Source organism: Streptomyces sp. NPDC052236 (genome assembly GCF_044548015.1).
Lineage (GTDB): Bacteria > Actinomycetota > Actinomycetes > Streptomycetales > Streptomycetaceae > Streptomyces.
Map to the genome: position 1 here is coordinate 37,419 of NZ_JBIUBL010000036.1, position 13,937 is coordinate 51,355.

General features: G+C 67.2%; 14 protein-coding genes. 6 read left to right on the plus strand and 8 right to left on the minus strand.

What is annotated here, in order from left to right; genetic code table 11:
• Window position 1: 1 nt before the first annotated feature.
• The 3 genes from ACIHCQ_RS39085 to ACIHCQ_RS39095 are packed head-to-tail and all read left to right on the plus strand — an operon-like array spanning window position 2 to window position 3,202.
• Window positions 2-1,366 carry an ABC transporter substrate-binding protein gene (locus tag ACIHCQ_RS39085; protein WP_399673435.1) on the plus strand — a complete coding sequence of 455 codons (1,365 nt, stop codon included), beginning with the start codon at window positions 2-4 and terminating at the stop codon, window positions 1,364-1,366.
• Between the two features lie 14 nt (window positions 1,367-1,380).
• Window positions 1,381-2,361, plus strand: a complete 981-nt coding sequence (locus ACIHCQ_RS39090; protein ID WP_399673438.1) for a carbohydrate ABC transporter permease — start codon at window positions 1,381-1,383, stop codon at window positions 2,359-2,361.
• Window positions 2,348-3,202 (plus strand): carbohydrate ABC transporter permease, encoded by an 855-nt coding sequence (locus ACIHCQ_RS39095; protein ID WP_399673440.1) that lies wholly within the window; start codon window positions 2,348-2,350, stop codon window positions 3,200-3,202. Before ACIHCQ_RS39090 ends, ACIHCQ_RS39095 begins: the two co-directional genes overlap by 14 nt.
• A 41-nt stretch (window positions 3,203-3,243) precedes the next feature.
• Here ACIHCQ_RS39095 and ACIHCQ_RS39100 read toward each other — a convergent pair whose 3' ends face one another.
• The 4 genes from ACIHCQ_RS39100 to ACIHCQ_RS39115 form a co-directional block, all read right to left on the minus strand.
• The gene (locus ACIHCQ_RS39100; RefSeq protein ID WP_399673442.1) at window positions 3,244-4,278 is read right to left on the minus strand and encodes a LacI family DNA-binding transcriptional regulator; all 1,035 of its coding nucleotides are present in this window, start codon (window positions 4,276-4,278) and stop codon (window positions 3,244-3,246) included.
• Between the two features lie 153 nt (window positions 4,279-4,431).
• Window positions 4,432-4,926, minus strand: a complete 495-nt coding sequence (locus ACIHCQ_RS39105; protein ID WP_399673444.1) for a metallophosphoesterase family protein — start codon at window positions 4,924-4,926, stop codon at window positions 4,432-4,434.
• A gap of 1,059 nt (window positions 4,927-5,985) precedes the next feature.
• Entirely contained in the window at window positions 5,986-6,801 is an 816-nt protein-coding gene (locus ACIHCQ_RS39110; protein WP_399673446.1) for a DUF1963 domain-containing protein, read from the minus strand.
• Window positions 6,802-7,008: 207 nt separating this feature from the next.
• Window positions 7,009-8,079 carry a helix-turn-helix domain-containing protein gene (locus ACIHCQ_RS39115; RefSeq protein WP_399673448.1) on the minus strand — a complete coding sequence of 357 codons (1,071 nt, stop codon included), beginning with the start codon at window positions 8,077-8,079 and terminating at the stop codon, window positions 7,009-7,011.
• Between the two features lie 358 nt (window positions 8,080-8,437).
• On the opposite strand from ACIHCQ_RS39115, the gene ACIHCQ_RS39120 reads away from it, so the two are divergent.
• The 3 genes from ACIHCQ_RS39120 to ACIHCQ_RS39130 all read left to right on the plus strand — a co-directional run bounded on the left by ACIHCQ_RS39120 (window position 8,438) and on the right by ACIHCQ_RS39130 (window position 9,215).
• Window positions 8,438-8,599 (plus strand): hypothetical protein, encoded by a 162-nt coding sequence (locus tag ACIHCQ_RS39120; protein WP_399673450.1) that lies wholly within the window; start codon window positions 8,438-8,440, stop codon window positions 8,597-8,599.
• Window positions 8,589-8,771 carry a hypothetical protein gene (locus ACIHCQ_RS39125; RefSeq protein WP_399673452.1) on the plus strand — a complete coding sequence of 61 codons (183 nt, stop codon included), beginning with the start codon at window positions 8,589-8,591 and terminating at the stop codon, window positions 8,769-8,771. Before ACIHCQ_RS39120 ends, ACIHCQ_RS39125 begins: the two co-directional genes overlap by 11 nt.
• Window positions 8,772-8,942: 171 nt before the next feature.
• Complete coding sequence (locus ACIHCQ_RS39130; RefSeq protein WP_399673454.1) at window positions 8,943-9,215, plus strand: hypothetical protein; 273 nt, start codon at window positions 8,943-8,945, stop codon at window positions 9,213-9,215.
• A 339-nt stretch (window positions 9,216-9,554) separates the two neighbouring features.
• Here ACIHCQ_RS39130 and ACIHCQ_RS39135 read toward each other — a convergent pair whose 3' ends face one another.
• The 4 genes from ACIHCQ_RS39135 to ACIHCQ_RS39150 all read right to left on the minus strand — a co-directional run bounded on the left by ACIHCQ_RS39135 (window position 9,555) and on the right by ACIHCQ_RS39150 (window position 13,933).
• On the minus strand, window positions 9,555-10,472 hold the full coding sequence (locus ACIHCQ_RS39135; RefSeq protein WP_399673456.1) for a PmoA family protein: 918 nt from the start codon (window positions 10,470-10,472) through the stop codon (window positions 9,555-9,557).
• Complete coding sequence (locus ACIHCQ_RS39140) at window positions 10,469-11,584, minus strand: Gfo/Idh/MocA family protein (protein ID WP_399673458.1); 1,116 nt, start codon at window positions 11,582-11,584, stop codon at window positions 10,469-10,471. Before ACIHCQ_RS39140 ends, ACIHCQ_RS39135 begins: the two co-directional genes overlap by 4 nt.
• On the minus strand, window positions 11,581-12,942 hold the full coding sequence (locus tag ACIHCQ_RS39145) for a glycoside hydrolase (RefSeq protein WP_399673460.1): 1,362 nt from the start codon (window positions 12,940-12,942) through the stop codon (window positions 11,581-11,583). Before ACIHCQ_RS39145 ends, ACIHCQ_RS39140 begins: the two co-directional genes overlap by 4 nt.
• 145 nt (window positions 12,943-13,087) lie before the next feature.
• Complete coding sequence (locus tag ACIHCQ_RS39150; RefSeq protein ID WP_399673461.1) at window positions 13,088-13,933, minus strand: carbohydrate ABC transporter permease; 846 nt, start codon at window positions 13,931-13,933, stop codon at window positions 13,088-13,090.
• Window positions 13,934-13,937 lie beyond the last annotated feature (4 nt).

Sequence of the window (13,937 nt, forward strand, 5' to 3'; positions counted from 1 at the left end):
CATGCTCCAGCACGGCAATGACGCCGAGCGCCCGGCACCGTCCCGCCGACGTTTCCTCACCAGCATGGCGGCGGCCGGAGCAGCCGCTGCCTCCCCGGCCCTGCTCACCGGCTGCGGCACCGCCCAGGCGAAGGGAGGCACCCTGCGGTTCTGGAACTTCTACGGACCGCAGCGGTCGCCCGACCCCGCCGTCAACGCGCAGTCCAAGTGGTTCACCGACATGGTCGCCCAGTGGAACGACACCCACCCGACCAAGATCGAACTGGTCTACCTTCCCCAGCCCACCTACCTCAACGGCTTCAAACTGCCCTCCGCCTTCGCCACCGGAGACGGCCCGGACATCTTCCTGCTCAGCCCCGGCGACTTCCTGCGCTACTACAACGGCGGCGTCCTGGCGGACCTCACCCCGCACATGGACAAGGAGGCCATCGCCGACTTCGGCTCGTCCCTCGACAGCCGCATGGTCGACGGCAAGGTCTACGCCCTCCCCATGGAGGTCGAGCCGCTGGCCATGTTCTACGCCGCCGACGTATGGGAGAAGGCCGGACTGTCCGAGGCGGACATCCCCACCACGTGGGACCAGATGCTCGACATCGGCGACAAGCTGCGCACCAAGACGCGTGCGGGCCTCGCCTTCGAGACCAACCCCGGCTATTACCAGAACTTCACCTGGTACCCGTGGATGTGGCAGGGCGGCGGCGATGTCCTGGACAAGCAGGGCAATGTCGCCTTCGACTCCCCGGCCGCGCGCCAGGCGCTCCAGCTGTGGCAGGACGCCGTACGTCAGGGCATCGCTCCGCGTACCAACCCCGCCGCCGGCGACGTCATCAGCGGTTTCAAGGCGGGCAACGTCGCCATGTGGCAGCAGGGCATCTGGAACGTATCCAGCTTCAAGGCGTACGCGCCGGACTACCGCTACGGGGTGTTCAAGCTCCCCGTGCCGCAGGGCGGGAAATACACCACGGCGCTGGGCGGCTGGACCTTCTGCGCCAACGCGCAGGGCCGCAACCCCGAGGCGGCGGCGGAGTTCTGCGCCTGGGCGCTGGGCTCGATGAAGGATGACTCGATCGACCGGATGGTCGACTGGTGCACCCGCGCCAAGTCCGATGTGGCGCCCCGCGCCAGCGCACTGGAGCGCGGTGCGGCCAAGGGCGGCTACGACTCCATGGCGATGAAGAAGTTCAAGGACGAGGTCTTCCCCGGAGCCGTCGCCGAGCCGCGCTACCCCCCGGTCGTCTACAAGGCGATCTCCGACGCCATCCAGGGCAGCATGCTCGCCGGTCACGACGTGGCCGAAGCGGCCGGCCGGGCCCACCGGTCCATCGAGGCCTACACCAAGAGCTACAAGGGGGCGAGCCTGATATGAGCCTGAGCCCTGAAATGAGCGCTGAAATGGGCGCCGGCGTCACCGCACAGGACCGTCCGGCCGGACCCGCGCCGACGGCCGCGGGGCCGTCCGCGCCACCCCGTACGGGACTCAGCCGCAAGCACCGCGAGTGGCTCGCGGCCGGGCTGTTCCTCGCCCCCGACGCCATCGGTCTGCTGATCTTCGTCGGCGTCCCGATGGTGCTCTCCATCGTGCTGAGCTTCTTCCAGGTCAGCGGCTTCGGCAGCTACGAGTGGATCGGCCTCGGCAACTACGAGCGCATGATGCAGGACCCGCTGTTTTGGCAGTCGATGAAACTGACCGGCGTCTATGTGCTGATCCTCGTCCCGGTCCTGTTCTGTGTGAGCCTCGGGCTCGGGCTGCTGGTCAAGCAGAAGCTGCCCGGCATGAGCGCGTACCGCACCGCGCTCTTCCTGCCGTACGTCATCAGCCTCGTCGTCGTCGGCGTGCTGTGGAAGTTCCTGCTCGACGAGCAGGTCGGCGTGGTCAACCGCGCCATGAGGGCGGCCGGGTTCGACGGGGAGTCCTGGCTGGGCAGCCCCACGCTCGCGCTCGGCTGCGTCATCGCCGTCATGGTGTGGGTGATGATGGGCTACTACATGATCATCTTCCTGGCGGGTCTGCAGGAGATCCCCAAGGAGTACTACGAGGCGGCGCGGCTCGACGGCGCGGGGCCGTGGACCACCTTCCGCTCCATCACCTGGCCGCTGCTGCGCCCCACCAGCTTCTTCGTGCTGCTGATGTCCACGGTCGCCGCCATCACCGGGGGCCTCGACCTCATCTTCGTACTGACCAACGGAGGGCCCGCCAACGGCACTTCGCTGGCGATCTACTACATCTACCAGCAGGCCTTCGGCTTCGGCGAGTACGGCTACGCCTCCGCCATGGGCTCGTTCCTGGTGCTGATCATGGTCATCTGCTCCGCGGTGATCTTCAAGGTGACGAAGGGCGGGAGGTTCGATGATGGCGAGTGAAACCTATGACATGGGAGCGGGGGCCGTACGGCGGCAGCGCTCCGGACGTATCGGACTGACCGCACTGGCCGTCGTCCTGTCGGCGGTAAGCGTCTTCCCCGTCCTGTGGATGGTCTCGTCCGCCTTCAAGACCCGCTCCACAGTCACCGACGGCAATCTGATCCCCAAAGAATTCACGATCCAGAACTTCGTCTACGTCTTCACCGAGGTTCCGTTCGTCCGCTACCTGTGGAACAGCTTCTTCATCTCGGCCGTGATCACCATCGCCGCGCTGCTGTTCCACTCGATGGCCGCCTACGCGCTGGCGCGGCTGCGCTTTCCCGGCCGCGAGAAGATCTTCATGGTGATCTTCTCGACGCTGCTGGTCACCGCGCCCGTGGTACTGATCCCGCTGTTCCTCGTGGCCCGTGAGTTGAATCTGCTCGACAGCTACGCGGGGCTGATCATCCCGGCGATCTTCAACGCCTTCGGCATCTTCCTGCTGCGCCAGTTTTATCTGGGGCTGCCGAAGGAGCTGGAGGAGGCGGCGGTCATCGACGGCTGCGGCCACTGGCGCGTCTACTGGGACATCGTCCTGCCGATGTCCCGGCCGGTGCTCTCCGCGCTGGCGGTGTTCTTCTTCCTCGCGAACTGGAACGCCTTCGTCTGGCCGCTGGTCGTCACCAGCGACCAGAGTCTGACGGTGGTTCAGCTGGGGATCGCCTCGTTCTCGACGCAGTACGGCTCGAACTGGAACTACATCCTGGCCGCGGCGACGGTGGCGGCGCTGCCGATGCTGGCGCTGTTCTTCGCCTTCCAGCGGCAGATCGTGGAGTCCATCAAGACCTCCGGACTCAAGTAGTACCGAGACCCCCCACGGGAAGCGCCGTCGGATCAGTCGCCTCAGTCTTCGACCGGTCCGGCGGTGCTCTCGCGCGCCCGCAGTGTGGTGCGCAGTACGACGGTCTGGAGCGAGCCCCCGCCGCCCGCCATGCGCTGGAGCAGTAGGTCGGCGGCGGTGCGCCCCAGATCGTACGCGGGCAGCTCGACCGTCGTCAGCGACGGCCGGATCAGGGACGCCCACGGTACGTCGCCGAACGACAGCACCCCCAGCTCCGGCGGCGTACGCCCCGCCTCGCGCAACGCTTCGAGCACGCCGATCGTCATCAGGTTGTTCGCGACGAACACCGCGTCCGGCGGCTCGGGCAGCGCCAGCAGCTCGCGCATCGCGAGCCGCCCGCCCGCCACCCGGAAGTCCGCGTGCCGGACCAGGGACTGCGCGAGCGACGCGCGCGCCGGGTCGCCGCTCAGGGCGGAGCGGTATCCCGCGAGGCGCTCCTCCGAGGTGGACGCGCCCTCGGGACCGGTGATGCAGGCGATCCTGCGGTAACCGGCCCGCAGGAGATGGCGGGTGGCGACCTCTCCGCCGTGGTGGTTGTCCACCATGACGGCGTCGACGTCCGCGTCGTGCGGCCTGCGGTCCACGGCCACCACGGGCATGCCCCGGGCGATCAGCGGCCCCAGATCTGTTTCGTCGCGCGAGGCCGCCGCGACGATCACCCCGGCCATCTGCTCACCGAGGGCGATCTCCAGATAGCGGCGCTCCTTGTCGGTGTCCTCGTCGGAGTTGCACAGCACGACGGAGAGACTTGTGCGCTGCGCGGCGTCCTCGACACCGCGGGCCAGCGAGGTGAAGAAAGGATTCCCGATATCGGGGATGATCAGGCCGATCACACTCGACTGCTGCTTGCGCAACGACCGGGCGATCCGGTTGGGCGCGAACCCCAGCGCCGCCGCGGCCTGTTGGACGGATTTGACGCGCGCGGCTGTGACATTGCCGCCGTTGAAGACGCGGGAGACGGTCGCCGGGGACACTCCGGCCTTTCGCGCCACGTCGTGGATCGTCACCACTTGTCTGCGCACCCTTTCCTGTGCCACACGTCTCCTCTGCCGCACGTCCAGCCTCACCGACGGAGTCGAACGCTCCAGCTGAGCGGTCACCGTGTGTACTGCTCACCCTACCTTGCCCTCCAGGCACCCGTGAAAAGGATTTCACCCCGGTGCGCCAAGGGAAACGCCAAAGCAAACCGCCTACGAAATCCGGTGCAGTCGTACGTCGCTCAGCTCGCTGTCCGCCGCGACGGCCGTCAGGTACGTCCGGTGGGGCTGACGCCGCCGGTCGGTCGGCGAACCGGGGTTCAGCAGCCGCAGCCCGTTGCCGGCCCGCGAGTCCCACGGAATATGGCTGTGCCCGAAGACAAGTACGTCCAGGTCGGGAAAGCGCGCGGCACAGCGCCGCTCCCGCCCCTGCGCCGGGCCGGTCTCGTGCACCACACCGAAGCGGAGCCCGCCCAGCTCGGCGTACGCGACCTCGGGCAGACGCGCCCGGAGCTCGCCGCCGTCGTTGTTTCCGTACACCCCGATCAGCCGGCGCGCCGTGGCCTCCAGCAGATCGAGCGTGGCGGTGTCCACCCAGTCACCGGCGTGGATCACCACATCGGCGCGTGGAACCTCCGCCAGCAGTTCGTCGGGGAGCCGCTTGGCGCGCTTGGGTACATGGGTGTCGGACATGAGCAGCAGCCGCATAGGCGCACACCTTAGACGTCAGCCGGCGCGCCGGGGCCGCGAACGGCGGTGCCGACAGGATTGGGCGTCCTCGCTGCGCGGGGCCTTGTTCCCCACCCGCCCATCCCGTGGCTGGGGTCTCACGCCCCGTTTCGCCGAGCCAGAGGGTTCAAAACGCCTCCTCCGCCTATCGAGCTCACCGTGGACGCCGACAAGCGGGTGCCGTCGGTGTCAAGCCGCTTCCTGTCGGCCCGGCAATACGGCCTACGCCGACGACAAGTGCATCGCCGTGGTCGATATCCAGGCACCACTGTGGGTGAAGCCGCTAAGAACCGTGACTGGGATTGCGATGTTTGCCTTGATGCGTAGAGATGTGATCGATGGTCGTGGACGGTCCCACTCCGGCCTCGTGGCCAGCATCGCCAAATACGGGAAGGGCCGCATCTCGGAGTAGACAATTCGGATGATTCGGGCTGCGTGGGCCAACGGGAGGGCACTCCGTGAGACTGAAAAGCCAGAAACGGCGTGAGACACCGCAAGTAGCCACAGCTCACAGCCACGCCACGGGACGCGAGCTGCGATATCGGTTGAGGGGCCTCAAGATTCGTGGCCCAATCTCACGGTCTTGCCCGCTCGCCTCAGCCTCTTTGAGACATCAGAGGCCAGACGAGTTGCAGCGTCGGCCGGCCGTCGAGGAAATGCCGCGGATCTGAGACTGATGCCGCATGACATGGGTGAGACCGGGGCGCAAAAGCCCAGTTCACAGCGTCGGCTTATGAGAACGAAGTTGAGAACCTGCAGCCGATGTGGATCTCAGATTGCGTGGTTACGTAACTCACGACGACAATCCGAGTTCAAGATCAGTAAGGGCTTCAGTGTTCGGCTGGCGAAATTCTGTGACGGCCACCGGGCATCCGTTCGATCAGCGGGGTGACTGTCAGAGCTCTGCACACTCCGATTTGAGTGCCGCCCAAACAGGAAGAGAGTGGTGCTCATCGAGAAAGGATTCCGTTTTGCCACAAGGTACTCACGCGATCGGGTACCCAGCTCAGACTATCGCCTCCAGGCGGCGGGTTCTTTTCACGGATTCCAGTGCATCGACTCAGATACTCGCTCGAAGCGCCGGGCGGCCAGCTCCTGCCTCCGGATCGCCCAGTGAAGTGAAAAGCCTTCCCTGCCCTCGATGCTGGGATTCCAGTCCGCCAACAGCACCCAGTCCTCGAGGTCCCAGGTCTCGTCCGAGGACATCGCAGCCGACTCTACGGGGTTCACGTCCATGCATTCCTCCAGGGCGTACCCGCCCACTTGCACCCACCCGCCGCGGGGGAAGTCACGGCCGTCCACGTTCCACAAATCCGAGTGGATGCTCGCGTAGGGAGCCCAGGGAAGGTCCTCGCCCCGCCAACCATGGTCCGTGGCCTTCGCCTTCGAGCTGTGGAACGGCAGGGACACATCGGCGGCCATGCGCAGTTCACCCTGCGAATATTGCTCTGATATCTCCAGGCAATCCGGATCCTCGTCGTAGTACTCGAAGGTAATTACCCGTTTTTCGACGGCCGCCCCCTCGGGGACGTACATCACTTGACCGCCACCGTCCAGGTCGGGGAACGCGAATAGCAGCAGACGACCGTCGGGCGGCAGTAGAAGTCCCGTCACCTTTTCGGGCAGGTCTGCACAATTGAGCGAGGCGACGAACGGAAACTCGGGGTCTGGGGCGCCGGGGGGAAGCAGCAGGGGTCCGCCATAGCGGCCCACGACGGGCCCGTCCCCGTCCAGCGTCAGGGTCGCACAAGGGAGGGCGGCACCTATCCACTGTTCCACGACGCCGGAGGGGATATTCCGCCTCACCATCTCCGCACGGTACCGGTCCAGCTTGTCCAACATCTCAGGCGTCATGCGGGAACTATAGTGTGTCAGCTCACGCCATACACGCGGTGCCCAAACCCTGCGATCACCGACGCCCTGGCCGAAGCAGCACACGCCCAGATACGCGCTCCACCTCGAACACCCCGACAACGCCCTCACGCTGAGCGCCAGTTGCTGCGACGGCTCGCTTCCTATGCGCGGTGTCGACAACGCCTGCCGTACTCAGCGGCCATTCACCTATGCGGTGATGTCTTTTGCGTGATCAGCAAGCCATGACGGAGCGTCCCGTTCAATGATCCGGAGTGTGCCTTTAAGCCTCATACGGCTACGTCCCGATGTGACGTTCTGGAGAATCGGGGCAAGCCGCGTAAGCGTGTGCTCCGCATCCCGCCATGCTTGAGCGGTAGCAAGTGCAGTAAGTTCTGCTACGCCGTAATAGAGCGCTCCGCGACCGATAGGACTTGGTAGTAGTTCGATAGTGTGTTGTAGAAAGGGGATGGCTGCGGCAGGTTCGCCGAGAGAGATCAATACCTCTGCCTCATGCCCGGTCACTTCTATTTCGTCAACCCACCACGTCCAGTGCGGCGCGCGTTCGTCAATGGAGTCCTGTAGTTGGCTCTTGGCTTTGCCGACTTCCGCAATGGCCCGGGTGCGGTCGCCAGCCTGTGCAAGAGCGCGGGCCCGACGTACGCGGGCCAACAATACGACCCGCTTAGGGATCTTGGGCTGTGTTAGCAGTTCATCCGCGATGCGGAGCGCCTCACCCAGTAGCTCACTATTGATATCTTGCATTGCAAGCATGTCCATCGAAAACCAAGTCATTGACTTGTCCCCGGCGTGCCGGGCAAGCATTTGTGACTCAATGAATGCCTGTCGCGCCTCTTCCTGGCGATTGGCATCAAAGAGGATCCAGCCTGCAACTTGGGCGATCTCAGCAACGGCGGCAAGATACTCTTTATGAGGATCAGTTGTGCTGTTCAACTTTCGCTGCTCGGACTTCCACACTTGCATGGCTGCGTCCGCGACGTGATCGCCACCGTAGCGACGGTCGTGATCCAATAAATGGGCAACGGTCGAGCGGACATACGCGGGTCCGTCCAGTGTGTCAGTAGGCTCGTCCACCGGTTCCGCAAACTCAGTACCGAGTAATTCATCCAGCGCTTGGATCAGTTCGGCTGACGGCGACTGTTTCCCATTGAGGGCGCGACTCAAATATGCAGGGTCGTAGTGCAACGCCTTGGCAGCACCGCGCATGCTCATGCCCTGTGCGGAGAGTGCTTCTCGTACGCGTGATCCGAAGTCGTCCATGCCTGCGCTCCGAGCCGTTGACTGTTCCAGTCAACGCTACGTCAACGCTGGTCAACTCCCCAGCGCATACGCCAAATCGGTTGGTTGGTACAGACGCAAAGGCCCCCGCACCGCTGGAACGGCCGGGGGCATGGACCACCTGAAGAGAGCAGGCAGCCAATGCACTTGCTATCACGACTACTCGAATGGGTGACACCAGCCCTGGTCGGGCGACGCACCCCCGGCAAGCACAGCCGCACCCCCGCACCCCCCGCCGCACCGCTGGCGGTGCGCGGCAGGCACGCCCGGACCGCCGGGCCGCCCGTCGCGCCGCGCGTGGTGCGCGACCGGCCGTTCGCCGGACGTGTGGGGCGCTCGAATGGCCGCCCCCAGCAATAGGCACACCCCCGCACTCGTCCCGCAGTCGCACCCCTGGGAGGACACCGGGGAGATCGTAGGGCTGTACGTCGCCCAACTCGGCAGCACGCCGCGGACCGCCCGCACGGGGGTCCACGTGGACCCGTGGGTGGATGTCCGGTGAACCCCCTCAGAACGCAGCCGACAGCATCACCGTGGGCATTGAATACCCCGCGTTTCAGGCGATGTTGAAGCACGTCGCCGGGTGTCAGTTCTGTGCGGAAGGCGGCGGCGAGTGCGTCACTTTCCGCGTCCTGGTCAAGACGCTGCGCGAGGCGACCGGAAAGGACACGTGATCACGTGGCTATGACGATCGCGGTCTACAGGATCAATCGCGAGACGGGCGAGCGGACGGACGTCCGGAGCAAGCAGACATTCCTGCCCGGCACGACGCCGGAACCCTCTCTGGCGTACACCCGCTGCAAGTGTCCGCGCTGCACCACAAACCGCCGAACCGGGGAGGCGCTGTGACACGTTCGATCATCAGGGCAGCCGACTGGACGCTAGGACCGGAAACCGGCAGGGGAGCGCCGGAAGCGATCTTCTCTGCGCTCTGCCTGTCGTGCGGGGACGAGTCGCAGCCGACAGGCGAGGACCGCTTGCCCGCGGAGATCTGGGCGCTCAAGCACACGGGACGCAACCCCGCTCACCGGCAGTTCAAGGCCACGGCAGAGACGTTCTGGCGCGTGACCCCGGCGGAGGGCAACCCCTACCGCGAGAGCGACGCACAGGGCGCGTGAGCGCCTGCACGACCAGCACCACAACCGGATGGCTGCCGCTTCCTGGGCGCTGCGACGCGCAAGGGCAGCACCGCGAGACACCCGTACTGCGCCCCCCCCGGACGGTACGGGCCGCGCCCCCCACCTGTCCCCGTGCTCTGGCGGGTGGGGGGCGCTTCGCTGCGCCGGGGTCCCCCCAGTACTGCCGGGCGGTGTCCTCAAGCGACGGAACGGGCTTGAGTTGCCGGTGGCCCGGCAATTCAAGCCTCGTCGGCGATTGAGGCGCTGGGGGTCCCCCCACGCCCGCAGGGCGTAGGGGGCGGGTTCGGGGGCAGCGCCCCCGACAAGGGCCCGAGCGCGTCACCAGGGGTGCGCCGCCACATACGACTCCAGCCGCGCGCGGTCCCACTCCCCGTCCGCGACAACGACCCGGTAGCGCAGCCGCAGCGTGTCCCCCGGAGCCAGTTCCACCTCCTGCGAGAAGGCGATCGAGGGGTTGACCGCGGCGAAGGGCTCCTCCCGTACGAACCAGCGGGTCGGTGCCTGCTTGTCGTTGCCCGGGTGGTCGATGAAGAGCAGCGTGGAGGCACGGTCCACCTCGTCGTGCCGACCGGTGTACGCCAGCCAGGGCGCCGCCCTGCCCATCAGCTCCGGGCCGCCGCTCTGACCGTTCCCGGCCAGGACCCGGCCGTCGGTGAACGCCCGCGGCCCGCGCCAGAACAGGCCGCTGTACCCGGCCTGCGGGCGGCCGTTCGTGGTCGGGCTGCCGAAGACGAGAGGCTCACCCCGTACGTTCGTCAGCTCGGTGGCGAACTCCAGCGCCCACGACGTCTCGTCGGCGTCGCGCACGGTCAGCTCGCGCTGCTCGTCCACCCAGTGTTCCCCGGCGCTGGTGTGCCAGGTCAGCCGCTGCGCGACATGGACGCGGTCACCGGCGGCCCCGGTCTCGGACGCGGTGAACTCCTCGTGCCGCATCGTGCCGATATTGGGCAGGTCCACATAGCCCTGGTCGCGGACATAGCTGCCGCCGCCCCAGAAGTTCTGGCCGGACACATGGGACGCGGTCATCTGGATGCCCTTGTGCCAGCGGTGGTCGTGCGGCCGGTAGGCCGTGACCACGTCACCCGCGAGGGTGCGCACCGGGTGGAGATACGGCTTCGGCCCCTCGAACTGCGGCATGTCGGGCCGGTGGACGTACCGCAGGAGTTCCACGTCGTCGGCGTACACCGACACCGCGTCGTCGGCGGTGGTGTCCAGTCGCAGCGTACGAAGCGTCATACGAGTACCTCGATTCCGGGCCCGGACGGCTGAGACGGCGGCCAGGGCGCGCCACTCCCGTCCATCCGGTGGTAGAAGGGCGAGTCCGGGCCTATCTCCCCGCTCCTGATCCGCTCGCCGGTGAAGGCCGACGCGTAGATCGCCGCGACGAGTTCGAGCGTCGCGCGCGCGTCGGCCGGTGTCACCGGCGGCGGCGCGCCCGTGTCGAGGGCGTCGAAGACGGCCCCGAACTGGGCGGCGTGACCGCTCGGTTGGCCCATCGGCCCCGCGAGCCAGGCGGCCGTGACGGCCTCCTCGTGGCCGTCCGCGCCGGTGACCGTCCAGGCCGCGTCGTCGTACCCGTACAAGTGCTCCAGCTCGACGGTGGCGTACTCGTAGTCGAACCGCAGATAGCTGGACTGGCGGGGTGAGAGCAGGCTGTTCAGCACCGTGGCAATGGTTCCGTCGGCGAAGGTGACGAGCGCCGCCGACACATCCTCGGTCGCGGTGGGCCGCGCGCGGCGGCCGGCGACCGCCACGACCTCCCGCCACGGGCCGAGCACCGACAGCAGCAGATCCATCTGGTGGATGCCGTGGCCCATGGTGGGGCCGCCGCCCTCCACCTCCCACACGCCGCGCCATTCCGGTGCGAAGTAGTCGTCCGGGCGGAACCACAGCGTGTTGCACACGGCCGCCATCGGGCGGCCGAGCGGCGGCGTGCCGGTGAGCGCGCGCAGCCTGCGGGCCCCGCTGCCGAACCGGTGCTGGAACACCGTCGCGAAGCGCCCGCCGCCCGCCGCCTGCGCGGCGGTGATCTCGTCGAGTTCCGCGAGGCTCAGCGCGGGCGGCTTCTCGCACACCACCGTCACCCCGGCCGCCAGGCAGACCAGTGCCTGGGCATGGTGCAGCCCCGGCGGTGTGCACAGGTTGACCACGTCGGGCCGGGCCGTCGCGAGCATCTCGGCGAGCCCGCTGAAGGTGTACGGCACGGACCACCGCTCCGCGAAGGCGTCCAGGCGCGCGCCATCGACGTCGACCACGGCGACGAGCTGCGCGCGGTCGCCGAGCAGCGCCAGATCCTGGGCGTGGAACTCCGCGATGCCGCCGGTGCCGACGACGGCGACCCGGATCACCGCAGCACCACAGTGGTCAGCGAACGCGGCGCGAGTCGCGCGGACAGCTTGTCGCCGCGCACGCTCACCACACCGGCCGTCGGCGTCAGCGAGCGGGTGGTGTCGGTGACGTACGCCGTGGCCCTGCCGGGATCGTCGACGGCGAGGTTCGTGGAGACGGGCGACTGCGAGGTGTTGAGGATCTCCAGGACCCGGCTGCCGTCCTTGTTGCGGTACGCGGAGATCTTCAGCGCTTCGTTCGAGGACTGCGCGGGCACGCGCACGGCGTCGGGCCGGATGAACCTGCTGTACGCGGCCAGCGCCCACAGCCGCTTGGACACGTGGTAGCTGTCGCCCGCGAGCTGGATCAGGCCGCGGGTGGTGCCGAGGGAAGCGCCGAACCAGTACACATAGCCGTTCGCGTCGCCCGCCGTCATCGTTTCGTGGATGTTGGCGGCCACGGCGAAGCCGTCGTAGCCGCTGCCGTCGTCCCACGCCTCGTTCCATGTGGTGCCGTTGGGCGACCACTCCGACATCCAGGTGCGCTTGTCGGTCGGCAGCGGTGAGTCGGACATATTGCGGTACGGATGGCCGGTGTGGGTGGCGATCTCCTTGCGCGCCTTCGGATCGGCCTCGATCGCCTCGGTGTACTCCCTCTGCTCCGCCCAGCCCGCCGCGTCGCAGCAGGCGAGCTTCATGGGCAGCCTGGACTTGCGGACCGTCGGGCCGAGGACCTTGGTGAACTCGGCCGCCTGCGCGGGGGTGAACCGCATGGAGGCGTACGAGGTGGTCAGGTCCGGCTCATTGGTGAAGCCGAGGTCGGTGATCTTCACGCCCTCCTGGGCGTAGAACCGCGCGTACTGGACGAGATAGTCCGCGTACGCCTGACGCCAGTCGTCGCCGTCGGCGCAGGCAGTGCCCTCCAGGCCGCACAGTGTCCCGCCGTTGGCGTCGTCGCCGTTGTCCTTCATATAGCCGGGCGCGCTCCACGCGTCGGCGAAGAACCGCTTCACTCCGTACGCCTTCGCCTGCTGGGCCAGCCACACCTGGCCGCCGTCGTCGCCGTCCCACACATACTTCGGGGTCGCGCCGGGGCCGCCGGGGTCGGTCGGCTGGATGGACTTCATGAGGTCGTACGGAGCGTCGGCGGACGAGCCGATGCCGAGCCGCAGAATGGAGAACCCGGCCCCCTTCGTACGGCTCAGCAGCAGGTCGAGCACCTCCTTCTGGCGGGCGGGGGACAGGCCCTGGGAGCCGTGCATGACGGCGGCGCGCTGGAACGCCTGAGAGAAACCGAAACCGTCGATGGGCTGGAGGTTCCGGTCGAACGCCACACTGCCGTCCGCAGGCGCCCGTGTCTCCGCCTGGGCGGCGGGCACGGTGGCGAGAGCGGAAACGGTGCACAGAGAGAGCAGTAAGGCGAGGGAACGGCCCCGCCAGGACAAGGAAGACGAAGACAAGGAAGACGAAGACGAGTAAGAGGAAGAAGAGGAAGAGGAAGAGGGGAGTGCGGACATGATGGACCTACTTTCCGCCGACACCGGCCAGCCCTGCGATGAGCCACCGGCGCGCGCATAGATAGAGGACGAACACGGGAAGCGCCGACAGCAGCACCGCTGCCATCAGGCCCGGCACGTTGGATCCGAACTCGTTCTGGAAGCTCCACAGGCCCATCGTCTGGACCCGGTTCTCCTCCGACTGCGTCAGGATCAGCGGGAAGATGAACCCGTTCCAGGCGTGCAGCGCGCTGTAGATCGACACGGTCATCAGCGAGGCGCGGCTGAGCGGCAGCGCCAGACTCCACATCAGGCGCACCGAGCCGCCGCCGTCGAGCGTCATCGCCTCGTACTGCTCCCGGGGCACGTCCCGCAGCGCCGAGGTGAGCACGAGCACGCTGAGCGGCAGCCCGAAGGCGACGGTCGGCAGGATGACGGCGGTGAGCGAGTCGTACAGCTCCATCCGCGTGATCATCAGATAGACGGGGATGATCGTCGCCTGGGCCGGGACCGCGAGACCGGCCAGGAACACTCGGAAGGTCGCGGAGACGACGCGGCTGCGCGACCGTACGATCGCGTACGCCGCCGGGAAGGCCAGCAGCACGGTCAGTGCGACGCTGGCGAGGGTGACGATCGCGGTGTTGATCAGGTAGCGCGTGTACCCGCTGTCGAAGACCTCGGCGAAGTTGTCGAGCGTGAAGGCTTTGGGCAGCGACAGCGGACTGCCGTCCAGGTAACTGTCCTGGGTCTGCACGCTGGCCTTGACGATGACGTAGAGCGGTATGCCGACGAACGCCAGCCAGACCAGGGAGGCAACGCCGGCCGCCCAGTGGGGGCGCCTGCGGGCCCCTGGCTTTTCTTGGAGGACAGCCACGGGT

Excerpts from the sequence above, each read along its gene's own strand:
- ACIHCQ_RS39135 (WP_399673456.1), bottom strand. The coding sequence starts at position 10,472 with ATGACGCTTCGTACGCTGCGACTGGACACCACCGCCGACGACGCGGTG.
- ACIHCQ_RS39095 (WP_399673440.1), top strand. The coding sequence starts at position 2,348 with ATGATGGCGAGTGAAACCTATGACATGGGAGCGGGGGCCGTACGGCGG.
- ACIHCQ_RS39120 (WP_399673450.1), top strand. The coding sequence starts at position 8,438 with ATGGCCGCCCCCAGCAATAGGCACACCCCCGCACTCGTCCCGCAGTCG.
- ACIHCQ_RS39110 (WP_399673446.1), bottom strand. The coding sequence starts at position 6,801 with ATGACGCCTGAGATGTTGGACAAGCTGGACCGGTACCGTGCGGAGATG.
- ACIHCQ_RS39125 (WP_399673452.1), top strand. The coding sequence starts at position 8,589 with ATGTCCGGTGAACCCCCTCAGAACGCAGCCGACAGCATCACCGTGGGC.
- ACIHCQ_RS39085 (WP_399673435.1), top strand. The coding sequence starts at position 2 with ATGCTCCAGCACGGCAATGACGCCGAGCGCCCGGCACCGTCCCGCCGA.
- ACIHCQ_RS39090 (WP_399673438.1), top strand. The coding sequence starts at position 1,381 with ATGAGCGCTGAAATGGGCGCCGGCGTCACCGCACAGGACCGTCCGGCC.
- ACIHCQ_RS39105 (WP_399673444.1), bottom strand. The coding sequence starts at position 4,926 with ATGCGGCTGCTGCTCATGTCCGACACCCATGTACCCAAGCGCGCCAAG.
- ACIHCQ_RS39115 (WP_399673448.1), bottom strand. The coding sequence starts at position 8,079 with ATGGACGACTTCGGATCACGCGTACGAGAAGCACTCTCCGCACAGGGC.